This is a genomic window from Rubricoccus marinus (assembly GCF_002257665.1).
Taxonomy (GTDB): Bacteria; Bacteroidota; Rhodothermia; order Rhodothermales; family Rubricoccaceae; genus Rubricoccus; species Rubricoccus marinus.
On sequence record NZ_MQWB01000001.1, the window covers coordinates 3623644 to 3647639 of the forward strand.

Sequence of the window (23996 nt, forward strand, 5' to 3'; positions counted from 1 at the left end):
CCTTTAGCGCGGCCCATCGCGCCCACACCCCATGTTTACAGGCATCGTTGAAGAGATCGGCCGCATCGCGCGCGTTGACGAGTTGGATGGAGGTCGCCGCGTTCGCGTCGAGTGCTCTTTTTCGGACGCCTTGCGCGTGGACGAGAGCGTCGCGGTGGATGGCGCGTGCCTGACCGTTGTGGTGCAGGACGCCAGCGGCTTCGAGGCCGTCGCGGTCGAGGAGACGCTGCGCAAGACTACGCTCGGCGACCGGGCCTCTGGCGACGGCGTCAACCTGGAGCGCGCGCTCGTGCTGGGTTCACGCTTGGATGGCCACTTGGTGCAAGGGCACGTGGACGCCAGAGGCGAGATCGCAGAGATCGTGACGCTGGCAGACTCCCACGAAGTGGTGGTGCGGTACCCCGGGGCCTTCGCGCCATACCTCATCCCGAAGGGGAGCGTGACCGTAGACGGGATCTCGCTGACGGTCGCCGCGCTGGACGAGCCGGCGGGAACGTTCCGGCTCGCGATCATCCCGCACACGTGGGAAAAGACCACGGCGGGCCGCTGGCGCGTGGGACAGGCCGTCAACCTGGAGTTCGACCTCGTCGGCAAATATGTCGTGCGAGGCCAGGGGCACAGCGCCATTTCGGCGCCCATCTGACATTCCGTCGCGTTCACGGACCGTTGATAAACCACGGGAGGTGTGGATAACCCTCGGTTAGGTGTGTCTTCCCCCAAACGGGGCTAAGGGGAAAACCTGAGAACCGGCCCCATTCACGCTGCAAGAGTGGCAATGGCACCTTGCATGCAAGGGTGGCCAATCCCATCTGGTCCCAACGTCATGTTGACCGTACGCCTCCTCTCTCGCTCCCGTCTCATCACGCCTTTCTCAATCGCGGTTCGCCTTTCGGCTATCGCAGCGGCTCTAGGCCTCATGATGGCCTAGGCTCGCACCCCGGCCCGCCCTTCCCTTCTGTTTACAAGGGCCGGATGTTTCGCTTGATGGAGACCCACCACTCCATCAGCCAATTCGCCCCCGCTTGCGTCCCTCCGGCGCAGGTGGGGGCGTTTTCGTTTCGCCAGAGGCCTCTGGCGAGCCCCGAACCCCATCAAGAGGGGCGCGCCGTCTCCACCCAAGCCTAGCCCGGTCCCGCAGCCTCCTGCCGTAGCTTCGCCGCCCGCACAGCACACGCCCGGAGATGCAGATCCTGCCCGACCTCGACATCCTCGCCCCCGTCTCCTCTGCACCCGACGCCAGAGGCATCGACCAGCCGCACACCGTGGCGGCAGCGCCCGCAGCCTCTGGCGAGAAGCGCGTCCTCATCGAGACGTACGGGTGCCAGATGAACGTGGCGGATTCCGAGCTCGTGGCGTCCATCCTCGGCGCCAGAGGCTACGGGCTGACCGAGGACGAGGCTGACGCGGACGTTGTCTTGATCAACACGTGCGCCATCCGCGAAAAGGCCGAGGACCGCGTGCGGGGGCGCTTGGCGCGTTTCCGCGCGCAGAAAAAGGACCGGCTAGCCTCTGGCGAGGGCGATCTCACCATCGGCGTGCTGGGCTGCATGGCGGAGCGGCTCAGGACCAAGCTGCTCGATCAGGAAAAGCTGGTGGACCTGGTCGTGGGCCCGGATGCCTACCGCGATCTGCCGCGGCTCTTGGAGGAAACCGGCGAGACCGGGCAGGCCGCCGTCAACGTGCAGCTCTCGCGCGAGGAGACCTACGCCGACCTCACGCCGGTCCGCTACGACACGAATGGCGTGAGCGCATTTGTGAGCATCATGCGCGGCTGCGACAACATGTGCGCCTTCTGCGTGGTGCCGTTTACACGCGGACGCGAGCGGAGCCGCCCGGTCACGAGCATCCTCGCTGAGTGCGCGCAGCTCGTGGACGCGGGGTACAAGGAGATCACGGTCCTGGGCCAGAACGTCAACTCGTACCACGACGAGGCCTCTGGCGCGAGCGTGTCGTTCGCGGAGTTGCTCTACCGGATCTCGCGGCTCTCGCCCGAGTTGCGCGTGCGCTACTCCACGAGCCACCCCAAGGACTGCTCGGACGAGTTGCTACACGTCCACCGCGAAGTCGCCAACGTCTGCGACTTTATCCACCTCCCGGTCCAGCACGGCAACACCGACGTACTGCGGCGGATGCGCCGGACGTACACGCGCGAGCACTACCTCGACCTCATCGACCGCGCCCGCGCCATCGTGCCCGGCGTCACGTTCTCGACCGACATCATCGCGGGCTTCTGCGGCGAGACGCCAGAGGAGCACGCCGACACGCTCAGCCTTATGGAGCGCGTGCAGTACGACCACGCGTTCATGTTTTTCTACTCCGAGCGGCCCGACACCTTCGCGGCGCGGAAGTACGAGGACGACGTGCCGGAGGAGGTTAAAAAGGCCCGCCTGAGCCAGATCATCGCGCTGCAGAACAGCATCTCGGCGGTCAAGAACGACGCGATGATCGGCCGCCGCGAGGTGGTCCTCGTGGAGGGCACGAGCAAGCGCAGCGACGACCAACTCAAGGGACGCACGGACGGCAACCACATGGTCGTCTTCGACCGCGCCAGAGGCTTGCAGAAGGGCGACTACGCCGAGGTCCTCATCACCGGCTCCACGAGCGCGACGCTCTTCGGTGACGTGACGCGCGCGACAACGCTGGAAGCTGCGAACGCGGCCTCTGGCGAGGTTGTCGCCATCTAATCATTTCCTCTGATGCGCCTCTATCTCATCCTCGCGTTGGCGAGCCTCTGGGCGGCCGCGCCCGCCCTCGCGCAAGAGTCCGCCATATTAGGTGGGTGGACCCTACCCGAGGGCGCAGCGGTGATCACGACGTCACGAACGCAGTCCAGTGGCATCGCGAAAAGCGCGACGGGGCAAGCCAAGTTTGTGTCCCAGACCTACGACTCCACGCTCACGGTCATGGCGGAGGTGGAAGGCGGGCAACTGACGCAGGCGCTCCAAACCGAGAAGGCGTCCGAAAGCCGGTTTCTGGTCAACGGCAGGCCTACCGGCCCTCCGCGTGCTAGCGTGATGCACGGCCTCCCCGTCGCTATCGCGCGAGACGACAGAGGGTGGCAGAAAGTGCCCGTTGGCTGGCAGCCCGACGCGAAGCAACAAGCGGCGCTGGACGACAAAATCTCGCTAGACGACGCGGATTACCCGGCGACGCCAATGGCGGTCGGCCAGACCTACGTGGTCCCCGATTCGCTCTTGAGACAGGTGTACGTCTCCGCAACGGACAGGCCGCACCGGCTAACGGTCCGCCTAGACAGCCTGGGTACGTACGGCGGAGCGCCCGCCGCCTTCATCACGCAAGAGGTGCAGGTCGAGGTTGGGGAGCCGGACGCTCTCATGACGATGGACATGACCGCTCGCATTGTGCGCCGGCTGGACTGGATGCTGGACGTGCGCACAGAATGGTCAGGCGAGACGACGGGCACGTACCCGGGCTACACGACCTCTGGCGGAATGCGCTACACGTCCGAGCAGAAGGTCCTGATGCCACCGGACGCTCCGTAGGCGACGCCGCGCATCTACCAGGGGGAACCTCTGGCGCCAGAGGCCGCCGCCCTCTTTGCTGCCCCCCACAAATGGGTTATCGCGACGCAGCGATCTGGTACGCTCACGCTCGGCGTCACGAGATCGCCGCTCTTCGCTCGCGATGACAGCGCTGGGGGAGTCTGTTTGCGAGAAGGAAGCCTCTGGCGCCAGTGGCTACTCCGCCAGAGGCCGCTCGTGGATCAGCAGGTCGTGCCACGACCTCCCCGCCGATGAGGTGCTCCTGGATGATCCGCTCCAGAGCCTCTGGCGTGCACGAGTGGTACCACGCGCCCTCCGGATAGACAACCGCGATAGGCCCCTGCAAGCACACGCGCAAGCAGTTCGCCTTTGTACGGTACACGCCGCCCGCACCGGTCAAGTCGAGTTCGGCCAGGCGCGATTTGAGGAACGCCCACGATTCCAGGCCGAGTTCAGTCGCGCAGCATTTCGGTTTCGTCGGCTCGGCGCAGAGAAAGATGTGGCGCTGAATCTTGTCGATCCCCAGCGTGGCGACCTGTTTCTGGATGGCCGCGTCGGTGCGGGCCTCTGGCGTGGTGGGCATACGGGGGGAGGCGGCGGCGCCAGAGGCTAGCCGAGCAGAGCGGGCGCTTCGATGGTGTAGGTGACGCCGCCCACGACGGGCGTGCGGGCACGGATCCCGCCGGCAGGCTCAGGAGCGCCCTCGGGAAGCGTGACGACGTAGACGAAGCCGGGCTGGAGCGCCCAAGCGCCAGAGGCTCCGTCGGGCGTGAGCGCGAGAAAGCCCGCCTGGATCTCGCGCGTGTCGGATGGCGTGACGCGGGCCAGCCGCTCCACCGCCGACTGGCAGGCGGCCTCTGGCGAGAGCCCGAAGCGCATGGCCTCCACGACCGAGTGCGCCGCCGCGATGCGGATCATCTCCTCCCCGTGGCCTGTGGCCGTGGCAGCGCCCACGCTGCCGTCCACGTACAGCCCGGCGCCGATGATGGGCGAGTCGCCCACGCGGCCCGGCAGTTTGTAGCCCCAGCCGCTCGTGGTGCAGGCGCCCGCGAGGCGCGCGCGGCGGTCCAGCGCTAGGAGTCCGATGGTGTCGTGGTCGTCTGCCGAGACCGGCCGCCGGCGCTCCACGTTGATGGGCGGGCGGACCTGCGCCTCTGGCGTCTCGCGCCACGCCTCCCACGCCCGTCGCGAGGCGTCAGTGAGCAGATCGGTCGGTTCAAAACCCTGCTGGAGTGCGAACTCGCGGGCGCCGTCACCGACGAGCATGACGTGCGGCGTCGCCTCCATCACGCGCCGCGCGACCGAAACAGGGTGCAGGATGTCTTGCAGCGCCGCGACGGCACCGCAGCGGTGTTGGTGGTCCATCACGCACGCGTCCAGCGTCACCTTGCCGTCGCGGTCCGGCCGTCCGCCCAGGCCGACGCTCGTGTCGCTGGGGTCTGCCTCGGGGATCCAGACGCCTTGCTCAGCGGCGTCGAGCGCCCCTTCGCCAGCGGTCAGGCGGTTCCAGGCGGCCTCAGCGGCCGCGCGGTTGTCCCACGTGGCGATAACGGCCTGCGCCAGAGGCACGCGCGGAGCCTCTGGCGGAGCGACGGAACGCGCGAGGGCGCTAGAGGCCGGCAGGGCGGAGAGCGCGCCAACGGCGGCGCTGCGGCGCAGAAACTCGCGGCGGCTAGACAGAGACATAGGCGGGGGCGCGGTGGAGCCGCAAGCTATGAGAGAGCGAGGGAGAGACCAGGCCTCTGGCGCCAGAGGCTGCCCTTGGCTCTGCACGCTCCCACATCCCCTATCCCTCTACGTCCGCCCAGATCTCGTCCGCGAAGATCCACGCCGCGTTGCCCGCGCCGAGGTGCCAGTCGGGCAGGCGCTCGACCGGGAGCGCGCGAACGCGGAGGAAACGCGCCGCCTCTGGCGCGGCGAGCGCGCCGCCGAGGCTGGTCGTTTGCGGGGTCTCGTCGCGCGGCGTGACCTCGGGCGTCACGCGCAGGATCTCGCGGAAGGTGACGCCGTCGCCAGAGGCCTCGAAGATGACCTCGCGAGGGAAGAGGATCCACGGGCGCGAGTCCTGCAGGAAGCTCGCGTGGACGCCGCGCAACGTGCGCATCGCACCGAAGTCGATGGTGGCGACGAGGTCCTGCTCATAGAACCCCTGCCAGTCGCCTTTGCGCCATTCCACGTCGCCGCGGATGCCGTCGATGAGCGCGTCCTCGGTTGCGCCGGCGTAGTGCGGCGCAAAGGTGGAACCGAGAGCAAGCGTCCAATCATTGGGCCGCTCGATAAGCGTGCCTCTGGCGGGAGCGCTGTGGTTGCCGTCGGCGTCCACGGCCCAGGCGGTCACGGTCGCCGTCGTGTCGATCGTAAGAGCCCCCTGAGAGCGTACCTGCCGCAGGATGGGGCCGTCGTCGACGCGAACGAGCAGATCCGTGGTGGGCCGGGTGCGCGGCGGCGCAGGCCGGCGGTCTGTCGTGTAGACACGCATCGTAGCCTCTGGCGCGAGGCTCTGGACCGTGAGCGGCTGCGAACCGCGGAACGAGCGCTTCGCGTGGATGACGGGCGCCGGGACGAAGCCCGCGTCGTCCACGCGCGTGAGTGGCATGGGCGTGCCCCAGTCGGAGGGCTCGGATCCCAGCGTGAAGGCGAGCGTGCCCCCATCGCGGAGGTCGGCGTGGTCGATCGCCAGAGGCTGGTGCTCCATTCCGTGGAGCGCGACGCGCTGCACGTACGGGCCGACCGCGGGGTCGCCGGTGATGGTGAACGTGCCGCCGTCCGGGGTCTTCAGCTTGACGGTCTCGAAAAGAGGCGTGCCCAGCGCGTAGGTCGTCGTGCCGGGCGTGACGGGATAGAAGCCCATCGCGGAGAAGACGAACCAGGCGCTCATCTGGCCGCAGTCCTCATTTCCAGGGAGGCCGTCAGGGGCGGGCACGTAGAGGTCGTCCAGGATCTGGCGGACACGGCGCTGGGTCTTCCAGCCCGAGCCTGTGGCCGCGTAGAGGTACGCGAAGCTGTGGCTGGGCTCGTTGCCGTGCGCGTACTGGCCGATGAGGCCTGTGATGTCGGCTTGGTCGCGCCCGGTCGTGGACTGTGGCGCAGTGAAGAGCGAATCCAGGTGCGCCTCCACCGCAAGAGGCCCGCCGCGCCAGTCGATCCAGCCCGCGAGGTCGTGCGGGACGAAGAACGAGTACTGCCAGCTGTTGGCCTCGGTAAAGTGGCTGTTGACCTCGCGTGGCTCGAAGGGCGTGAGCCAGCCGCCGTTCTGGCGCGGCCGGGCAAAACCTCTGGCGTCGAGCATGGAGCGGTAGCCGAGGGAGCGTTTGTCGAACTCTCGCGCCAGAGGCGCGTCGCCCTCGCTCTCGGCCATGCGCGCCACGACCCAGCTGTTGTAGGCGTACTCCAGCGAGCGCGAGACCGACTCGGCCTCATCCTCCACACTGAGGAAGCCTCTGGCGTTGAACTCGTGCAATCCTTCGATGTCGGTCGTGGCCGTCTCCACCATCGCGCGGAGGGCCTGAGCGGTATCGAAACCGCCGATGCCCTTGACGTGCGCGTCCAGAATGACCGGCACGGCGTGGTAGCCGATCATCGTGTTGGTTTCGTCGGCGGCCAGTTCCCAGACCGGCAGGCGCCCGCTCTGCTCGTGGTGGAGCAGCATCGTGCGGACGAAATCGCGCGTGCGGTCCTCGTCGATCAGCGTGAGGAGCGGGTGCAGCGCGCGGAACGTGTCCCAGAGGGAGAACACGGTGTAGACCGTGTGGTCGGCGGTGTGGATATCGCCGTCCATGCCGCGGTAGCGGCCGTCCACGTCGTTCCACGTGTTGGGCGCGATCATCGTGTGGTAGAGCGCCGTGTAGAAGTTGGTCGTGGCCTCTGGCGTGCCGCCAGAGGCGTCGATCTTGCCCAACTCGGCGTTCCAGGCAGCATCGGCGGCGGCGCGCGTGGCATCGAAGTCCCAGCCGGGAAGCTCCGCCGCGAGGTTGCCTCTGGCGCCCACTCTGTCCGTTCCGGCGATGCCAGTTTTGACGAGGATCGCCTCGCCCGCGCGCACGCGGAAGCGGGCGACGGCGGTGCGCTCGCCCTCTGAACCCTCTCCGACCGTGATGGCCTCTGGCGCGCGTGAGAACTCGGTCGCGAAGAACACGCGCTGGTCCTCCGCCCATCCCTTCGAGAAGCGGTGGCCGCTGAGCGTTGCGCCAGAGGCCTGGATCTTGCCGCTCGTCAGCTTGTCACGATGCGTGAGGTCCAGCACGACGTTGGCCCAGCCGTCGCGCGGGAACGTGTAGCGCTGGAGGCCGACGCGGGTCGTGGAGGTCAACTCCACGCGGATGCCGCTGTCCAGCGTGACGGTGTAATAGCCGGGCGAGGCCTCTTCAGTCGAGTGGTCCAGCGCGGATTTGTACCGTTCGCGGTCGGTCGTCGGCTCGCCCATCGTGGGCATGAACATGATGTCGCCGTAGTCCGAGATGCCGGTCCCCGACAGGTGCGTGTGCGAGAAGCCGTAGAGGTGCGGATCGTCGTAGTAGTAGCCCGCGCAGCCCTCCCACGAGTCGTCGATGCGCGTGTCAGGGCTGAGCTGCACCATGCCGAATGGTGTCGTCGCGCCCGGAAACGTGTGGCCCGTTCCTCCGGTCCCGATAAACGGGTCCACGTGCTGCGTCCACTGGGCCGCGGGTGCGGGCGAGACGAGCGCCAGAGGCGCGAGGACGAGGAGGGCGAGAAGCGTGCGCATGGAGAGCAAGGGCCGGCCTCTGGCGCCAGAGGCGAGCACGGCTGTGGAAGGCAGAACGTAGCCACCGCCCCGGCCGCAGCGCGCCAGAGGCCACGCGCGCGATCCCGGCGGCTCCCTATGCCGGGGGGCGCGGCGCGGCGGTTACCTTTCGCGACCCTCTCACTCCCCGCTCAACCACGATGGATCGACGCGCGGTCCAGGAACGATTCGGCATCCTCGGCGACAGCCCCGCGCTGCGCGGCGCGCTGGACCGCATCCGGCAGGTGGCCCCGGTCGATATCACGGTTCTGCTCGAAGGCGAGAGCGGCGTCGGCAAGGAGGTGTTCGCGACCGCGCTGCACGGCCTCTCGCAGCGGCGGCACAAGAAGTTTGTCGTCGTCAACTGCGGCGCGATCCCGGAGGGGCTGATCGAGAGCGAGCTGTTCGGGTCCGAGAAAGGGGCGTACACCGGCAGCGTGGAGCGGCGCATCGGCTTTTTTGAGGAGGCCCACGATGGGACGCTGTTCCTGGACGAGATCGGCGAGATGCCGATCCAGGCCCAAGTCCGTCTCTTGCGCGTGCTCGAAACCGGCGAGTTCAGCCGCGTGGGCTCCAGCACGGTCCAGAAAACCGACGCGCGCATTGTCGCGGCGACGAACAAAGACCTGGGCAAGGAGGTCGCCGAAGGGCGCTTCCGCGAGGACCTCTACTACCGCCTGAGCCCGGTCATCATCCAGATCCCGCCGCTGCGCCATAGGCCGTCGGATATTGGGCCGCTGTTCGAGGCGTTTATGCGCGACATCGCGCGCCGCTACGACGCGCCGGTCCCGCAGATCGACCCGGAGGCACGGCAGCTCCTCTTGCGCTATGGCTGGCCCGGCAACGTCCGCGAGCTCCGCAACGTCGCCGAGCAGAGCGTGGTCCTGACGCAAGGGCGCGTGCTCACTCCGGACGCCCTCCGCCCCTACCTCCGTGGCATCTCGGCAGGTGCCGGGACCGTCCCGGTCAAAAGCACCGCGACGCCGCCGCCACGCTCCGAACCCGCCGATACCGGCGAGATCGGCGTTCTGTACCGGTCGATCCTGGAGATGCGCGCCGAACTGCGCGAGATCCGCGACCTGCTCACCAACGGCGAGCGCGCCTTCGACGGACCGGCCCGGCAGATCGCTCAGACCTCGGGCATTCCAACCACCTCGCCGTTCGGTGAGGACATGGACGTCGCCTACGATCCTCCAACGCCCGCGATCACCTACGAGGCGTCGGACACCGACTTCGAGGTCGAGGACGACTACGGACCCGCGGTGACCCTGCCCGATTCGCTGGACGAGGCGCTCTCGCAGGGCCTTCCCCTTCCGACCATCGAGGAGGCCGAGATGGCGCTTCTCCGCGAAGCGCTCCGCCGCTACGACGGCAACCGCCGCGAAACCGCCGACGCGCTCGGCATCTCGGAGCGGACGCTCTACCGCAAGGTCAAGGACCTCGACGGGGATGAGTAGCCCTCGGCGGGCCTCTGGCGGCGCGCGCCCCGCCCGGATTCCATCGCGCCGACGCCAGAGGCGGCCTCTGGCTCTCATGGCGTGGGGCGTTGCGGCGTGCACGCTCCTGGCGGGCTGCTACACGTTCTCGGGCGCGTCGCTCCCGGCGGATCTCCGGACGGTCGCTGTCCCTCCAGTCGAGAGCCGCGCCTCTGGCGGGCCGGCGGACCTGGACCAGCAGCTCACGACGGCCCTGATCGAGCGGTTCGCGGACCGGACGCGCCTCAATCTCGAATCCGACGAGGCCGAGGCCGATCTCGTCGTCCGCGCGACCGTAGAGCGCTACACCATCGCGCCAGCGGCCATCACGGGCGGCGAGGGCGACGAGGTGGCCGCGCTCAACCGCGTCACGCTGGGCGTCCGCGTAGTCGCGACGAACCAGATGGACGGGACGGAGCTCATGGCGCGCTCCTTTACCGCCACCGCCGACTACACGCCCGCCGAAGGCCTGGCGGGCGAGGCCGACGCGGCCAACCGCGCGTTGGAGCAGGTGGCGCAAGACGCCTTTACCGCCGCGACCTCGGACTGGTAATGCCCGTTCGCCAGAGGCTCGGCTCTCGGCCTCTGGCGGAACGCTGCCGCGGGCGGTGCCGTCGGTGGGGGCCGTTGCTCGTCTGTCTTGCGTGATCGTTCTCGCCGCCCTCTACGCCCTCGCCACCGCTGTCCTCGTCGCGCACGGTCTGCGCCTGCTCGGGCTCTCCTTCGCGCGGCTGACGACCTCGCCCGAGCCTCTGGCGCCAGAGGCCGGCATCGCGTGGCCACGTGTGTGCGTGCAGCTTCCGGTCTACAACGAGCCGGCCGTCGTGGAACGGGCCGTCGCCGCGCTGGGCGCGCTGGACTATCCCGACCTGGAGATCCAGGTGCTGGACGACTCCACCGACTCCACGCCGCAGCGCGCCGCCCGCGCCGTTCGAGATCTGAACGCCTCTGGCGTGCGCGCCACGCACATCCGGCGGGACAACCGGGAGGGGTTCAAGGCCGGCGCCCTCGCGAACGGCATGACGCACACGGACGCCGACCTCTTCGCCATCTTCGACGCCGACTTCCTGCCCGAGCCCGGCACGCTCCGCCAACTCGTCTCGGCGCTGGTTGCGGCGCCAGAGGCGGCGTTTGCCCAAGCGCGCTGGGCGCACCTCAACCGCGACGCCTCGCCGCTGACGCGCGCGCAGGGCGCTCTCTTGGACCTCCACTTCGGCGTGGAACAGACCGGGCGCCAGAGGACCGGACGCTTCCTTCCCTTTAACGGGACGGCCGGCGTGTGGCGCCGCGAGGCCATCGAGGCCGCAGGCGGCTGGCGCGGCGACACGCTCGCAGAAGACCTCGACCTCTCGCTCCGTGCCTGGATGGGAGGCGCCAGAGGCGTATTCGTGGAGCCGCTTGCGGTCCCGGCCGAGCTCCCCGCCGACCTAGCCGCGTGGCGCACGCAGCAGGCGCGCTGGGCCGAGGGTATGGCCGCGGTCACGCTCCTCCACGCCAGAGGCGTGCTGCGCGCGCGCCAGCCTCTGGCGCTCCGGCTACGGGCGCTTCTCGCGATCTCGGCCTCGTTCTCGTTTCCGGCCCTGTTGGCGGTGATCGTGCTCCACCCGGTTCTGGCCGTTGCCCAGGCGCTCGGGACGGGGCCCGGCGAGACGTTCTTCACCGCGCTCGGCGCGGGGTGGTTGGGGTTGATCGGCGCCGTTGTGGCGCACGTTGTGGCGCAGCGGGCGATTGGTCCGGCGCCTCAAACGAGCAGCCTCTGGCGCCGGATCGGTGACCTGGGTCTCGGGCTCGCAGCCCCGGTCGCACTTGCGATGACGGGCACGCGGGCCGTCGGACGCGCGGTTCTGGGGAAGCAGACGGCGTTTGTCCGTACGCCCAAAGGAGGGGCGCGCCGGGAAGCATCGGTCAGCCGCGCCGAGGTGGCGCTCGCGGCGTACGCCCTGGGCGCCGCCGCTGTCCTCGTCGCCGTCGGCGCGTGGGTGGCGCTCGCGTTCCAGATCGTCTTCGCGGCAACACTCGCCGTCTCGGCGTGGAGGGAGGGAAATGAGCGTGGAGACCCGCTCCCGAGACCGATTCCGGCCTCACGTTGAACAAAGCGGCGCCAGAGGCGGTTTACCTTCCCGCAACACGCGCCCCGCCCATGCCGACCGATCCCACCTCGCTTCCCACCGCCCTTCAGGTCGCCGCGGGCCTGATCGCGGCCGGGCGCGCGACGGAGGCGGCGCGGGAACTCAACGCCCTCGTCCGCGCTGCGCCGACGTACGCCGCGGCCTACGTCTTGCTGGCCAAAGCGCGCGAGGCCACCGGCGACCGCGTGCGCGCGCTGGACGCGTGGCACCGCGCCTACTTCCTCGTGCCGAGCAGCCCGCTCGTGACGCGCGAGCGCCAGAGGCTGCTGGACACGCTTGTCCCGCCACCGGCGCGGACCGAGGAGATCGCGCAGCCGCACCCCGACGCGCCTCTGGCGGAGGCGCCGGCACCCGAGCCATCTGAACCCATCGTTCCAGATGAGGATTCTGAGGCCTCTGGCGAGCTTCCAGAGCCGAGTGCGTCGGTCCTGCCTCCGTTCGTGGACTCGGAGACTGACGAGCGCGCGGACGCGCCGGAGGACAGCACGAGCGGGTGGACACGCGCGAAAGGCAGCGACGATGACTTCCTCCCCTCTCTCGATCCCATCGAGGCGAGCCCGGTGGAGTTCGACGACCTCCCCAACGCCGCGCCGCTTCCGGGCGCAGACGGACTCGACAGCGATCTCGACGCGCTGATCCGCGATCTCGAGGACGCTCCGCGCATCCGTCCCGACCCCAACTTCAACGGGCCAGACATACTCGCGAACGACGACGATGGAGAGGAGATCGCATCCGAAACCCTGGCGCAGATCTACGCGGCGCAGAAGCAGTACGAGCGCGCGGCAAGCGTGTACGAGAAGCTCGCGCGCCAGAGGCCGGACCGAGCCTCGGAGATGCAGCAGCGCGCCGACGAGATGCGCCAACGCGCCTCGCAGTGAGTCACCCCGCTTCTGACCTGCTCGGGCCACGGGAGCGCGTCGTCGCCGGATTGATGAGCGGCACGTCGATGGACGGGATCGACGCGGCTGTCGTCCGTCTCTCGGGGTCGGGGCGCGACGTGCAGATCCAAACTCTCGGCTTCGCGTGCACCTCCTACTCCGACGACCTCCGCCAGAGGCTCGCGGCCCAGGTGGAAGCCGGCACGTCGGATGTGCGCGGCCTCGCGCTGCTCCACGCCGCGCTTGCCGAGTCCTTCGCCGCTGTCGTCCATGACGCGCTTGATGACGCCGGCCTAGCCTCTGGCGACCTCGACCTCGTGGGTAGTCACGGTCAAACGGTCCAACACGTTCCAGAACCCGTTTCCATCGACGGGAGGCCGATTCAGGCTACGCTTCAGATTGGAGACCCCGCGCGGCTCGCGGTTCGGCTGGGCGTTCCCGTCATCGCCGACTTCCGCTCCGCCGATGTCGCCAGAGGCGGTCAGGGGGCGCCTCTGGCGCCGTACCTAGACGACTGCGTGTTCGCGCACGAAACAGAGACGCGTGGACTGCTCAACCTCGGCGGCATCGCCAACATCACGATCCTGCCCGCCGGCGAAGGCCCGGAGGCCGCGCGCGCTTTCGATACGGGCCCGGCCAACATGCTCGCGGACGCCCTCACGCTCCGCCTCACGGGCCAGCCCTACGACCGCGATGGCGCCCTCGCTGCATCCGGCACGCCGGACCTCGCGCTCGTGCGCGAACTGCTAGAGACGCTCGTTTTCCGCCAGGAACCGCCCAAATCTACCGGCCGCGAGGCCTTCGGCGCGGACTACGTGGGCATGCTCGTCACTAGAGGTCCATCGGAGCCTAAAGACATGATTGCCACAGCCGTCGCGCTCACGGCACTCTCCATCGCGGACGCCGTAGATCGGTTCGTGCCGCACCACCTCGACCGCGTGCTGGCCTCTGGCGGCGGCGTCCACAACCGAGCGTTGATGCAGATGCTGGAGGACGCTCTTCCCTGCCCCGTCGAGACGACGGAAGCCTCTGGCGTCGATCCCGATGCGAAGGAGGCCATCCTGTTCGCGCTTCTCGCGCATGAGTGGGCCAACGGCGTGCGCACGGGTTTGCCCGCCGTGACCGGCGCCAGCGGCCCAGCGATGCAGGGCGCGCTGTATCTGCCGTAGCGCCGATGTCCTTGGAAGCGCCAGAGCCCGCACCGCAGAAGAAACGCTGCTGGCGGGTAGCGTTAGGTGCCGCGGCTCTCATCGCTGCGGCCGTGTTTGTCACGTGGGACCGGACTCCTGAGCCTCCTCAGTTGAAGGAGATGCAGGCCGTTGTGGGTGCGCCTTTGGTGCAAACGGCATCTCCCCCTTCCTCTAGTCTGCTCTCCAGATGGACGCGCACAGCGCGCGTGTGGTGGCGGTATTGGACGTTGCCCATTCCCAACCAGATGGGCATGCGGTCCCAGGATGGGATGTGGAGCTATTCGTTCAGCGCGGCGCCCACATATGAGCCGCCTCCTAGTAGTCCGCTGGCGTGTCAGCGCGATCCGTACACCTTGAGGTGCGGAGGCGAGAGCGGCGGCGTGTGGACCTACCACCTCGTCTTCGATACCGGCTCAGGGCAAGGAGTGTTCACGGCTCTCCGATCGCCCTAGCCTCTGGCGTCCGTAGCTACAGCGCCTCTCTCAGCGCATCCAGCCAGTCGGCGGCACGCTCGGCGAGGTCCAGCCATTCTGGGGACGCGGGCGCGTCGCCAGAGGCCGGGAGGGCGTCGGGCTCGGTGGCGAGGCGCGTCGCGCTCTGCGCCACAATGCGGGCCTCCTCAATCGTCGCCAGAGGCATCTCGGCGTGCAGGCTGAGCAGCTTCTGATGCGCCCGGCGGGCGTCGCGCGCCAGGTCGTCCAAGAGCAGTCGGTCCTCGAACGCTTGCGCGAGGGAGGCGGCACGGCTCAACTCCTCCCCCACGATGATGCTCCGCAACCGCAGCCGCGCCACGTGCGAGCCGATCTCTCCCGCGAGAACGGTCAAGTCCTCGCGTGCGGCCTCTGGCGCTTCGAGCGTCGTGGGGTCCGAGCCTGCGCGGCGCTCCGTGATGGAGCGGGCGGCTGCAAGCGCCGTGCGGGCCGCCGCGACGAGCGCGAGGGCGTGGAGGGCGACGGCGGGGTGCGTGTGATCGCGCATGGTTCGTGATGCGGAAGAGGTGATCCGTGAGGCGACCTCACGCATCACGGATCACGAATCAGACCTCCAGGTAGCGAAGGAACTCGGCGGCGCGGGATTCGAGGTCGCTGTCGGCCTCGTCGAACACGCCGACCACTCCGATGCCGTGGTGCGTGAGCAGGTGCCGCACGCGCGAGGTATCGGTCACGTTCAACTTGAGCGTGATGCGGACGTGGCCTGTGGCCGCGTCGTCCTCGGTCGAGATAGAGAGGATGCGGACGCCGCTGCCCTCGATGAGGTGCGCGAGCTGCGCCAGCGACACGTCGTGGCGGCCCACCTCGGCAACGATGATGGCGCCGTCCTCCTCGGTCGCGAGCATGTGCGCGAGTTGGCCGAACACGTCGCGACGTGTGACCAGGCCGCGGTACGTGCCGTCGGCGTCCGCAATGGGAAGCGAGACCAGGTCGTGCTCGCGCATCAGGTGCGCGGCGTCGAACACGTGCGTGTCCGGTTCAGAGGAAAGGGGCGCGCCGTACTGGCCCAGCGTGCTCAGAAGCGCGCGCGGGTCCGGGTGGTCCTGCAGCGCGATTTCGCTCACGACTGCGACCAGTTTGCCGCTTTCATCCGCGACGGGCATCGCCGCGAGGCCTTCCTCTTCCAGGCGCAGAAGCGCGTCCCCGATAGAATCGGTGGAGAGGAGAGCAGGCTCGGGGCTGTAGAGTGTCTGAACAGTCATGGGCGTGAGGGTCACCCGGCGAGGCAAGCTAGCGCCGGAGTCACGTGCTAGACGTGCAAGAGGCGTACCGGGTATCGCGGATGGCGCAGAACGGCGGACCGTTCGGCACCCGCTGTGAACCGTTCGCGGAGGACAACGCCAGAGGCCGCCCCCGGCACGCACTCTGACAGGTCGAAACGGGCCCGCGCTGGCAGGCCCGGAGGCGATTACGCCATGCTGTCGCCAGAGGCGGTCTCGGCCTCTGGCGCGAGGCCCGGAGGCGTTTCGCCCTGCCACGTCAGGTAGTCGAAGTGGAGCAGCATCCGGGCGAGTTCCGGGGCGTTTTTCGGCGATGCGCGGTAATGGATGCGCATCACGGGCTTGGTGACGCCATCGTCGCCAGAGGCGTACCCCACGGACTCGTCGAGGATCTCGGCGGTCCGGTGCAGGTGCGCGAGGGCTTTGGCCTCGGTCATCGGCAAAAGTGCCGTCCGCTCGGAGTAGTCGGACTCGACGAGTTCGAGCGTTTTCTCGCGGAGCGTGTCCAGTCCGATCCCGCGAAGCGCGGAGACAAACACGGCGTTGTCGCCGTGCTCAGCGCGCAGCGCGGTGAGGAGGCCGCGCTCCTCCAGAGCGTCCACTTTGTTGAACACGAGGAGCGTCGGCTTGTCCTCGGCGCCCAGTTCCTTGAGCGTCTCGCGGACGACGGCGATGTGGTCCTCGAAGTACTCGTGCGTGGCGTCTACGACGTGGAGCAGCACGTCGGCCTCTCGCGTCTCGTCCAGCGTGCTCTTAAAGCTCTCCACAAGCGCGTGGGGCAGCTTGCGGATGAACCCGACCGTATCGGAGAGCAGAATGGGCTTGTTGGGTGCGAAGAACACCTGCCGCGTCGTCGCGTCGAGCGTGGCGAAGAGACGGTCCTCAGCCAGCACCTCAGCGTCCGAAAGCGCGTTCATGAGCGTGCTCTTGCCCGCATTGGTGTAGCCCACAAGCGCAACACGCGTCTGATCCGCGCGGCCCTTGCGCTGCGTCGTCCTCTGGCGGTCGATGCGGTCGAGTTGGTCTTTGAGGACCGCGATCCGCTTGCCGATGAGGCGCCGGTCGGTCTCGATCTGCGTCTCACCCGGACCGCGCATGCCGATACCACCCTTCTGGCGCTCCAGGTGGGTCCAGGCGCGCGTCAGGCGCGAGCGGAGGTACTGCAACTGCGCGAGTTCCACCTGCGCCTTGCTTTGCGACGAACGCGCGCGGCGGGCGAAGATGTCCAGGATCAGCCCGGAGCGGTCCACCAGCTTGACGTTGTTGTCCTGACTGGAGATCGCCTTTTCGATGTTGCGGATCTGGACGGGCGTGAGGTCGTCATCGAAGACGACGAGATCGGCACCGTGGCGCTTCACGGTGTCCTCCAGTTCCTCCACCTTGCCCTTGCCGATGTACGTCGTCGTCTTGATCCGCGGGAGGTTCTGCGTCACAATGGCGACGGTATCGGCGCCGGCAGTATCGGTCAGCAGTTCGAGTTCTTCCAGCCCTTCGGCGAACTCTTCGGTCGTGATGTCCGGGGTGCTCACGCCGACAAGGACGGCGGTCTCGCGCGTGGTACGGGTGGTCGGTCGGTCGGTCAAGCGGTCGCGTTGTGTCTGTATGCCCCTAGAACGCGCCGCGCGCCGGGGGGTTGCCTCTGGCGCCAGAGGCGGGGTGCGCCCTCTCCGTAGAACGTCAGGAAAGGCGCTCCCGGACCTCCATCAGCGCGAACCCGAGCAGGTTGGGTCCCCGCCAGAGGCTGGGCTGCCGTGCGCGTTCGTCCTCTCCAGCGAGTCCGATCCCCCACACACGGTCTAGCGGGCTGGCTTCTACCAGGACGCGCTGGTGACTCCCCAACAGGAAATTGCGGAGCGAGTCAGCGGCAGAGAACTTGGCCAGGTTGCCGCGTACGACGATGCCGTACCGAGCGGCTGACCACGTCGCCTCGTCGAACGCGCGGACTTCGCGGCCGATGGCTTTCGCGGCACCCGGATGAGGTGTGGCAAGGATGCGCCGTAACGCCTCAGCATCTCCAAAGAGACGTGCCTTTTCCGCCATCATCCAGTGCTCGGCGGTGGGATTACGACACGCCGTCTACCTCGAACACCGAGGAGTACCACTGGCTCAGACACGCCTTCGTGACAACCCCGGCCGGCGACTCGTGCCCCCAGAAGAAGAGCCATTTGATCTTCTGGCGCGACTCGACCGCCGCGCAAAGCTCCTCAAGCCGGAGAGCTGGATCTCGCATCGGGGCTACGCCGCCACGGGCTCCCGCTCGGGGCGCCAGCGGCTCGCCACGAGGGTTTCCGCGACAAGAGCCGCCAGCGCGATGCCGAGCAGGACGGTCCACAGCGGCACGCCGCCCGTCTCCTCGCGTGTCGCGAGGGCTTCTAGGCCCGCGCCGCCAGAGGCGTCCAACACGCGGACCGGTCGGCCGCTGGCGGTCTCCAGAATCTCGGCCGCGGCCTCTGGCGAGAGAGGCGTCGGGTCGGACTCGCGGGCGTCGCCGTTGACGGCGACGGTCCTCAGCTTACGCTCTCCCTGCATAACGCGGTAGAGACCGGGCTGCGCTGCCTCGGCGCCCACTTCCAAGAGCACGGCGCCTGGAACGGTCCGCTGCGCGGGCGTGAGCGCCACGCCAGAGGCGGAGACAAGGCGCAGCGGCGCGCCCGCCGTCGCGTTCTCCACCCGGACCGTCCCGCCCTCGCGCGCGTCCAAGCTGGCGCGCTCGGCGACCTCGGAGCCTGCGGCGAGGTAGGACGCCGAGCGAAACAGCAGCGGCACAAACAAGCCGCGCTCCGGCAGTTCGCTCCACGAGGGGTCTGGCGGCACGCTGAGAACGAGCAGCGCGCCGTCTCCCACGCGCGTTTCGTGGAGGAGCGGCACGCCAGAGGTTGTGCCCAGCAGCGTCTGGCCGCCTCTAGCGCGGAACGCGGCGAGGCGCTGGATCGCGACCTCTTCCAAACGCGGCCGGGCATCCTCGAAGACGCCCGCGAAGATGGGGTGGTCCAGGCTGGAGTCCGAGAGCCGTGCGACGACCTCGCCGCCGACCTGGCCTCTGGCGCCCTCGAAACGGCCCGCGCCGAGGGCGTCCAATAAGGTGTTCGCGCCGCCCTCGGCCACGCCGTCGCCTGCGAAGAGGAGGATGCCGCCGCCGCCAGAGGCGAACCGCTGGAGGGCTTGCGCCTCGCCAGAGGAGATCTCGCGCGGGGCGACGAGGAAGACCGCGTCGAGCGCGTCCAGGTCGGCGCCGGAGAGCCCGGCTTCATCGACCTCGGTCACGGTCAGGGCGCCGGATTCAGCGGCCACTTCGAGCGCGAGGCGCGCCATGTCGGCGCGGGCGTCGCCGCCGCTGACGAGGAGCACGCGCGGAGGCGGCGGCACGCGGAGCGTGAAGTAGCGCGCGTCGTCCCACTCGGCGCCGTCGGGCTCGATGCGGACCTCGCCACCGAGCCAGCCTCTGGCGGGCGGGGTGACGGTAAACGGGACCGTGACGGCGCGGCCGGGGACGACGTCGGCGGCGCTCTCGGCCACAGGCCGGCCATCTAGGATCAGGCGGACAGCGATGGTTTCGGCCCTCCCGCCCCAGCGCTGGATCGTGGCCTCGACCTGCACGGGGCGCCCGGGCTCCACGATCTGGCTTTTCACCTGTACGTCGGTCACCGCCGTGTTCGTGATCGTCTGGCCACCGACGGGGATCAGCGTCACGCCGACGCTTTCGGGCAGCCGCGCGCTCGCGGAATCGGTCAGGGTGGAGGCCTGGAGGTCGGAGAAGACGACGATCTCACGCCGCGGATGCGTGGCGTCTTCCAGCAGCGACGCGGCCCGTGCCAGCGTCGCGGTGAGCGCTGCGGCGCCAGAGGCCGGGGCGAGTTCGGTGAGCGCGTCCAGCGCAGGCTCGGGCGTGAGGAAGCGCGTGGACGTGAGCCCCGGCTGCGGCGCCGTCGGCACGATCATGCGCTCGTCGCCGCGGCCGCTGGCGTCGATGAGCGCCTCCGCGATCTCGCGCTCTTGGTCCAGCAGGGCGCCTCTGGCGTCGCGCAGGCCGGTTGAGAGGCTGTTGTCCACGACGAGGGCGAGCGAGCGAGCTGAGGTCTCGCCAAAAACGCCGTCCCAGGCGCTCTGGCGCGTCGGCTGCGCAAAGGCGAGCACGAGGCACACGATCGCGAGCGTGCGAAGGGCGAGCAGCAGCCACTGCCGGATGCGCACGCGGCGCATCGACTGGCGCTCCACCTCGCGCAGAAAGCGCAGCGTCGAGAAGTCCACCTCCCGCGGCCGGCGGAAGTTGAAGAGGTGGATCAGGATCGGGATGGCGGCGGCGGCCAGCCCGAAAAGGACGAGGGGATTGAGAAACGTCACGCGCGCATGCTACCGACGGGCGAGGTGCAACGGCGAAGCGGTGCGGTTCGCGTTCCGGCGAGGGGATGGAGATGCGGCTCTCGCCAGAGGCCTCTGGCGGTGCCGCCCGCGCGTCCGCTAAACGCAAGCGCGCCCCGCCGGACAGATCCGGCGGGGCGCGTCCCGGGGAAGGGCGAGGCCTCCGGCGTGGCGCCAGAGGCCGAGCGGTGCTAGCGGACGACCGTCATGCGACGGGTCGCCTGCTGGTCGCCGCTCTGAAGACGCACGATGTAGGTGCCGGGCGCGAGGCGCGAGGCGTCCACCGAGATCGTCTGCTCAGAGCCCGCTTCGCCCATGCCGTCGTAGACGGTCTGGACAAGCTGGCCGAGCACGTTGTACATCTCCACGCGGACCGGAGCCGATTCGGCAACGGTGTACGCGATCGTCGCCTGTCCGCGCGCCGGGTTTGGGCGCGTAGGCAGAAGGGAGAAGTCCGTCGCAAGCGCGATCGGGCCTTCCTCGCCTGCGACCGGCATCGAGCCGCGCTCGACAGAGCCGATATCGGTCTGGCCAACGCTGCGCATGAAGCCGCGCTGATCCACGTCGAATGAGCTGCTGCCCGCGTTCACGGCTGGGCTGCCCTCCATCGGAAGGTGCGTCATCGTGAACCCGCCGTTGTCCGCGAGGTCACCGAGCATCGGGCTCATGCCCGTCACGTTGGTGTCCGTCTCGCCGTTGATGGTGCAGCCGGAGGTGTTCTGGATCAGGTTGTAGCCACCCGACTCGAACATGCCAAAGCAGTCCGCGCCAGAGGCCGCCGTGTTGGCGCCGATGATGCTGTTGGCGAACGTGTAGCTCGCGCCGTCGGTGCTCTCGGAGAGGAGCCCGCCGCCGTTACCACCGGCGGTGTTGAGCGCGACCGTGACGTCCTGAAGCATAATTTCCGCGCTGGAGTCGCCTCCGTTGTCGTAGAGACCACCTCCGTCCTCGGTCGCCGCGTTGCCGCTGACGGTCGAGAGCGCGATATCAAGCGCGCCTGCGCCTGCAACCCAGACGCCAGCGCCCTCGCGGGCCGTGTTGCCAGAGATCGTCGAGCTACGGATCGTCGCGACGCCGGAGCCTCCGATGTGGATGCCGCCGCCGTTGCCGGGGGCCGCCGTCGCAATGCTGTTGTCGCTCACGGTCACGTTGGTGAGCACGAGCGCCGTTTTAGCGGTCGAGTTGCCGTCATCGGCCACCTCGATCCCGGCACCGGCCCGGTTGGCGCGGTTGCCGCTGACGGTCCCGCGGTTCATGACCACGATGCTCTCGTCGGCGACGAAGATGCCGCCGCCGGAGCCGCTGGCGCCAGAGGCCACGTTATCCGTGATCATCGCGTCGTAGAGGCGGATGTCGCCGCCGGTCTCGGCGTAGACGCCACCGCCACCGTTCGTGGCGTCGTCGCCACGGCCGATGTTCTGCGTGATCATCGTCGTAGCGGCGTCGTCGTCCTCGTCACCGACGACGAGCGTGCCGTTGCTCCAGAGCCCACCCCCTTCGGTGGCCTCGTTGGCCGTGAAGTCACCGCCGCGGATCGTGATCATGCCACCACCACTGTGCAAGCCGCCGCCGTTGCCGGGGGCCGCCGTCGCAGCGGGAATGACGTTCTCGCGCACGCTGACGTTGACCATCTGCATGGTGCCGCCCGCGTTCTCGACGCCGGCGCCCGCACGGTTGGCCGTGTTCTGGCGGATGCTGCCGCCGGTCACGGTCGCCGAGGCGCCGCTGGCGACGAGGATGCCGCCGCCGGAGCCGCTGGCGCCAGAGGCCCGGTTCATCTCGATGACCGCGCTCGTGATGGAGGCCTCGCCTCCGCTCTCGACGTAGACACCGCCGCCGCCGTTGTCGGCTGCGGGGCCGCGCCCGATGTTGGACGCGATCACCGTCTGGTCCCCGGAGTCGCCGCCGGTGAGTTCGATGACGAGCGTGCCGTTGCTCCACAGGCCGCCGCCTTCGGTGGCCTCGTTGCTGCGGAACACGCCGCCTCGGATGGTGACCGAGCCGCCACCCGCGTGGAGACCGCCACCGTTGCCGGGGGCCGCGCTCGCGGCGGGGATGATGTTGCTCAGAACCGTCACGCCGGTGATGATCATGTCACCGCCTGCGTTCTCGATGCCAGCGCCAGCGCGGTTGGCCCGGTTGTCGGCGATGGTGCCTCCGTTGATGTCCATAGAGGCGCCGCTGGCGACGAACACGCCGCCACCGGAGCCGCTGGCGCCAGAGGCCTGGTTGGCGGAGATCGTCGCGCCGTCGATCGTCGCGTCGGCGCCGGTCTCGGCGTACACGCCGCCGCCGCCGTTGGTCGCGTCGTCGCCGCGGCCGATGTTGCCTGAGATCGTCGTCGCCGTGCCGCCAGAGGAGCGGATGACGAGCCCGCCGCTGGCCCACACGCCACCGCCTTCGGTGGCCTGGTTGCCGGAGAGCGTCGCGCCCTCAATCGTGAGCGTACCCCCGCCTGCGTGGATGCCGCCGCCGTTGCCGGGGGCTGCGCTCGCGGCGGGAATCACGTTGCCGTTGATCATGCCGCCGGTGACCGTGGTGGTCGCGCCTGCGCTTTCGATGCCGGCGCCTGCGCGGTTGGCCACGTTGCCGAGAAGGGTTGACGCGCGGACGTTCAGCGTGCCGCCGAGCGTCATCAGACCGCCACCGGAGCCGCTGGCGCCGTTGGCCACGTTGCCTTCGGCGGTGATGCCCTCTACGTTCATCGTACCGCCGTTGTTGAACAGCGCGCCGCCGCCGTCGTCACCGGCTGCGCCAGAGGCCACATTGCCCACGAAGCGCGTGCCGGTGATGGTCATCGTGCCGGTGTTGTTCCAGAAGCCGCCGCCCTCGCGGGTGGCGACGTTGTTGTTCACCACGCCGCCGGTGATCGTTGCCGATCCGGTCGCGGAGATGTGGAAGGCGCCGCCGTTTCCGGGGTTGGAGCCCGCAGAGTTGCTGGCAAAGTTCGTATCGGTGATCGTTGTCCTGCTTGCACCTGCGGCCTCGATAGCGCCACCAGCACGGCTGGCCGAGTTGTCTCTAAAAGCGCTTTCAGTGATGGTCAGCGTGCCTGCGTTGTTGAGTACAGCACCGCCTGAACCGCTCATGCCAGAGGCAGCGTTGCCGGTGAGGGAGACGCCAACCAGCGTGACGTCTCCGCCATCGTTGTATACAGCTGCTCCTCCATCGGTTGCCTCAACACCCGTGGCGACATTGTCGCGGAATACGCAGTCGTCTGCGGAAAATTCGGCTCCAGAGGCGATGTAGATGCCTGCTCCGCGTTCGGCGCGAGCGTTTTGGATAACGGTGTTCTGGAGAACGAACCGCCCACCCGTTACAGCGAAGATCCGGTAGGTGTCCGCACCATCGATGACGACCGTGACCCCTCCGCCCAATCCAGAGTTGATTGTTAGATCCTCCGTCACCTCCATCGCCTGCTGCGTCAGCATCAGAAGTGCAGGCGTGGGCGTGGACGTAATCGAGAACGAGATGTTGTCCCGGCCGCTGGCGCCAGAGGCGCAGGCGTCCACAGAGGCATTGGTGTTGGCAGAGACGATGGCCTCACGAAGGGAGCAATCACCGTCGTTGTTCAACTCATCGTTGAGCGTGTTGACGGTGATCGTGGCCGCGGTCGCCAGAGGCGCGGTAAGGAGAAACGCTAAGGCGCCGAAGAGTCTGTAGAATGGTCGCATGAGAGCGGGAAGAGAGAGAGGGGAGTTGGCAAGATGAAGGGCGAGGCCTTCTATCTGGAAGACCATCATATGCTCATTACGTGCCCGAACGTGTCCGAGTCCGTCTGATAGCACCGTCAGGAAGAGCGAGGTCTAGATATATCCGGCATTCCCCTATGCGAGTCCTCAACAGGCTCGCACGCTCCCTACGCGCCAGCGGCCTCTGACGAGAGAGACGGCTCCAAGTGAGACGGAAAGGTATCTACGTCAACGCGCGTACGCGGAAGTGCCCCGGGGTGAGCCTCACATAGCCAAGTGAGAAGGGCCTCTCGCACCTCGCACCGCAGATCCCATAGG

16 protein-coding genes and 2 pseudogenes are annotated in these 23996 nt (G+C 68.5%); 9 read left to right on the forward strand and 9 right to left on the reverse strand.

Annotated features, from left to right (window positions below; all coding sequences use genetic code 11):
• Nucleotides 1–31 precede the first annotated feature (31 nt).
• The 3 genes from BSZ36_RS15450 to BSZ36_RS15460 all read left to right on the forward strand — a co-directional run bounded on the left by BSZ36_RS15450 (nucleotide 32) and on the right by BSZ36_RS15460 (nucleotide 3503).
• Entirely contained in the window at nucleotides 32–643 is a 612-nt protein-coding gene (locus tag BSZ36_RS15450; RefSeq protein ID WP_094550555.1) for a riboflavin synthase, read from the forward strand.
• Nucleotides 644–1181: 538 nt separating this feature from the next.
• Nucleotides 1182–2684, forward strand: coding sequence for a tRNA (N6-isopentenyl adenosine(37)-C2)-methylthiotransferase MiaB (miaB, locus tag BSZ36_RS15455; RefSeq protein ID WP_094550557.1), 1503 nt, complete (start codon nucleotides 1182–1184; stop codon nucleotides 2682–2684).
• A 12-nt stretch (nucleotides 2685–2696) separates the two neighbouring features.
• Nucleotides 2697–3503 carry a hypothetical protein gene (locus tag BSZ36_RS15460; protein ID WP_094550559.1) on the forward strand — a complete coding sequence of 269 codons (807 nt, stop codon included), beginning with the start codon at nucleotides 2697–2699 and terminating at the stop codon, nucleotides 3501–3503.
• Nucleotides 3504–3738: 235 nt separating this feature from the next.
• Here the strand turns inward: BSZ36_RS15460 and BSZ36_RS15465 are convergent.
• From BSZ36_RS15465 to BSZ36_RS15475, 3 genes and pseudogenes are all read right to left on the reverse strand, one after another.
• Nucleotides 3739–4086: pseudogene (locus BSZ36_RS15465) on the reverse strand ((2Fe-2S) ferredoxin domain-containing protein); the annotation flags it as partial.
• A 26-nt stretch (nucleotides 4087–4112) separates the two neighbouring features.
• Nucleotides 4113–5189, reverse strand: coding sequence for a glycosylasparaginase (locus tag BSZ36_RS15470; protein WP_218827704.1), 1077 nt, complete (start codon nucleotides 5187–5189; stop codon nucleotides 4113–4115).
• A 100-nt stretch (nucleotides 5190–5289) separates the two neighbouring features.
• Nucleotides 5290–8226 (reverse strand): GH92 family glycosyl hydrolase, encoded by a 2937-nt coding sequence (locus BSZ36_RS15475; protein ID WP_143536929.1) that lies wholly within the window; start codon nucleotides 8224–8226, stop codon nucleotides 5290–5292.
• A 179-nt stretch (nucleotides 8227–8405) separates the two neighbouring features.
• On the opposite strand from BSZ36_RS15475, the gene BSZ36_RS20060 reads away from it, so the two are divergent.
• The 5 genes from BSZ36_RS20060 (at nucleotide 8406) to BSZ36_RS15500 (ending at nucleotide 13895) form a co-directional block, all read left to right on the forward strand.
• Nucleotides 8406–9701, forward strand: coding sequence for a sigma-54 interaction domain-containing protein (locus tag BSZ36_RS20060; protein WP_094550563.1), 1296 nt, complete (start codon nucleotides 8406–8408; stop codon nucleotides 9699–9701).
• Nucleotides 9694–10272 carry an LptE family protein gene (locus BSZ36_RS15485; RefSeq protein ID WP_094550565.1) on the forward strand — a complete coding sequence of 193 codons (579 nt, stop codon included), beginning with the start codon at nucleotides 9694–9696 and terminating at the stop codon, nucleotides 10270–10272. Before BSZ36_RS20060 ends, BSZ36_RS15485 begins: the two co-directional genes overlap by 8 nt.
• Before the next feature lie 91 nt (nucleotides 10273–10363).
• Nucleotides 10364–11809: a glycosyltransferase gene (locus BSZ36_RS15490; protein WP_143536930.1), complete on the forward strand. Its 1446-nt coding sequence runs from the start codon at nucleotides 10364–10366 to the stop codon at nucleotides 11807–11809.
• Nucleotides 11810–11859: 50 nt separating this feature from the next.
• Nucleotides 11860–12726 carry a tetratricopeptide repeat protein gene (locus tag BSZ36_RS15495; protein WP_094550569.1) on the forward strand — a complete coding sequence of 289 codons (867 nt, stop codon included), beginning with the start codon at nucleotides 11860–11862 and terminating at the stop codon, nucleotides 12724–12726.
• Nucleotides 12723–13895, forward strand: a complete 1173-nt coding sequence (locus tag BSZ36_RS15500; RefSeq protein ID WP_218827705.1) for an anhydro-N-acetylmuramic acid kinase — start codon at nucleotides 12723–12725, stop codon at nucleotides 13893–13895. The genes BSZ36_RS15495 and BSZ36_RS15500 overlap by 4 nt, the downstream gene beginning before the upstream one ends.
• Nucleotides 13896–14384: 489 nt before the next feature.
• On the opposite strand, the gene BSZ36_RS15505 is transcribed toward BSZ36_RS15500, so the two are convergent.
• Both BSZ36_RS15505 and BSZ36_RS15510 read right to left on the reverse strand, forming a co-directional pair.
• Nucleotides 14385–14894: a hypothetical protein gene (locus BSZ36_RS15505; protein ID WP_094550573.1), complete on the reverse strand. Its 510-nt coding sequence runs from the start codon at nucleotides 14892–14894 to the stop codon at nucleotides 14385–14387.
• Nucleotides 14895–14952: 58 nt separating this feature from the next.
• The gene (locus BSZ36_RS15510; protein ID WP_094550575.1) at nucleotides 14953–15609 is read right to left on the reverse strand and encodes a CBS domain-containing protein; all 657 of its coding nucleotides are present in this window, start codon (nucleotides 15607–15609) and stop codon (nucleotides 14953–14955) included.
• A gap of 44 nt (nucleotides 15610–15653) precedes the next feature.
• Between BSZ36_RS15510 and BSZ36_RS20065 the strand changes: the two genes are divergently transcribed.
• Nucleotides 15654–15776 (forward strand): hypothetical protein, encoded by a 123-nt coding sequence (locus BSZ36_RS20065; protein WP_281253159.1) that lies wholly within the window; start codon nucleotides 15654–15656, stop codon nucleotides 15774–15776.
• 39 nt (nucleotides 15777–15815) lie between these two features.
• On the opposite strand, the gene hflX is transcribed toward BSZ36_RS20065, so the two are convergent.
• The 4 genes and pseudogenes from hflX to BSZ36_RS15530 all read right to left on the reverse strand — a co-directional run bounded on the left by hflX (nucleotide 15816) and on the right by BSZ36_RS15530 (nucleotide 23660).
• Nucleotides 15816–17210, reverse strand: coding sequence for a GTPase HflX (gene hflX, locus BSZ36_RS15515; protein ID WP_094550577.1), 1395 nt, complete (start codon nucleotides 17208–17210; stop codon nucleotides 15816–15818).
• 94 nt (nucleotides 17211–17304) lie between these two features.
• Nucleotides 17305–17857 (reverse strand): annotated as a pseudogene (locus tag BSZ36_RS15520) (NADAR family protein).
• A gap of 5 nt (nucleotides 17858–17862) precedes the next feature.
• Complete coding sequence (locus BSZ36_RS15525; protein WP_094550579.1) at nucleotides 17863–19968, reverse strand: BatA domain-containing protein; 2106 nt, start codon at nucleotides 19966–19968, stop codon at nucleotides 17863–17865.
• 209 nt (nucleotides 19969–20177) lie between these two features.
• On the reverse strand, nucleotides 20178–23660 hold the full coding sequence (locus BSZ36_RS15530; RefSeq protein WP_179271220.1) for a right-handed parallel beta-helix repeat-containing protein: 3483 nt from the start codon (nucleotides 23658–23660) through the stop codon (nucleotides 20178–20180).
• Between the last annotated feature and the right edge of the window lie 336 nt (nucleotides 23661–23996).

Bases quoted from the DNA above. Each gene is read 5' to 3' on its own strand.
- BSZ36_RS15450 (WP_094550555.1), top strand. From the start codon at position 32: ATGTTTACAGGCATCGTTGAAGAGATCGGCCGCATCGCGCGCGTTGAC.
- miaB (WP_094550557.1), top strand. From the start codon at position 1,182: ATGCAGATCCTGCCCGACCTCGACATCCTCGCCCCCGTCTCCTCTGCA.
- BSZ36_RS20060 (WP_094550563.1), top strand. From the start codon at position 8,406: ATGGATCGACGCGCGGTCCAGGAACGATTCGGCATCCTCGGCGACAGC.
- BSZ36_RS15470 (WP_218827704.1), bottom strand. From the start codon at position 5,189: ATGTCTCTGTCTAGCCGCCGCGAGTTTCTGCGCCGCAGCGCCGCCGTT.
- BSZ36_RS15510 (WP_094550575.1), bottom strand. From the start codon at position 15,609: ATGACTGTTCAGACACTCTACAGCCCCGAGCCTGCTCTCCTCTCCACC.
- BSZ36_RS15475 (WP_143536929.1), bottom strand. From the start codon at position 8,226: ATGCGCACGCTTCTCGCCCTCCTCGTCCTCGCGCCTCTGGCGCTCGTC.
- BSZ36_RS15485 (WP_094550565.1), top strand. From the start codon at position 9,694: ATGAGTAGCCCTCGGCGGGCCTCTGGCGGCGCGCGCCCCGCCCGGATT.
- BSZ36_RS15530 (WP_179271220.1), bottom strand. From the start codon at position 23,660: ATGCGACCATTCTACAGACTCTTCGGCGCCTTAGCGTTTCTCCTTACC.
- BSZ36_RS15495 (WP_094550569.1), top strand. From the start codon at position 11,860: ATGCCGACCGATCCCACCTCGCTTCCCACCGCCCTTCAGGTCGCCGCG.
- BSZ36_RS15460 (WP_094550559.1), top strand. From the start codon at position 2,697: ATGCGCCTCTATCTCATCCTCGCGTTGGCGAGCCTCTGGGCGGCCGCG.
- BSZ36_RS15505 (WP_094550573.1), bottom strand. From the start codon at position 14,894: ATGCGCGATCACACGCACCCCGCCGTCGCCCTCCACGCCCTCGCGCTC.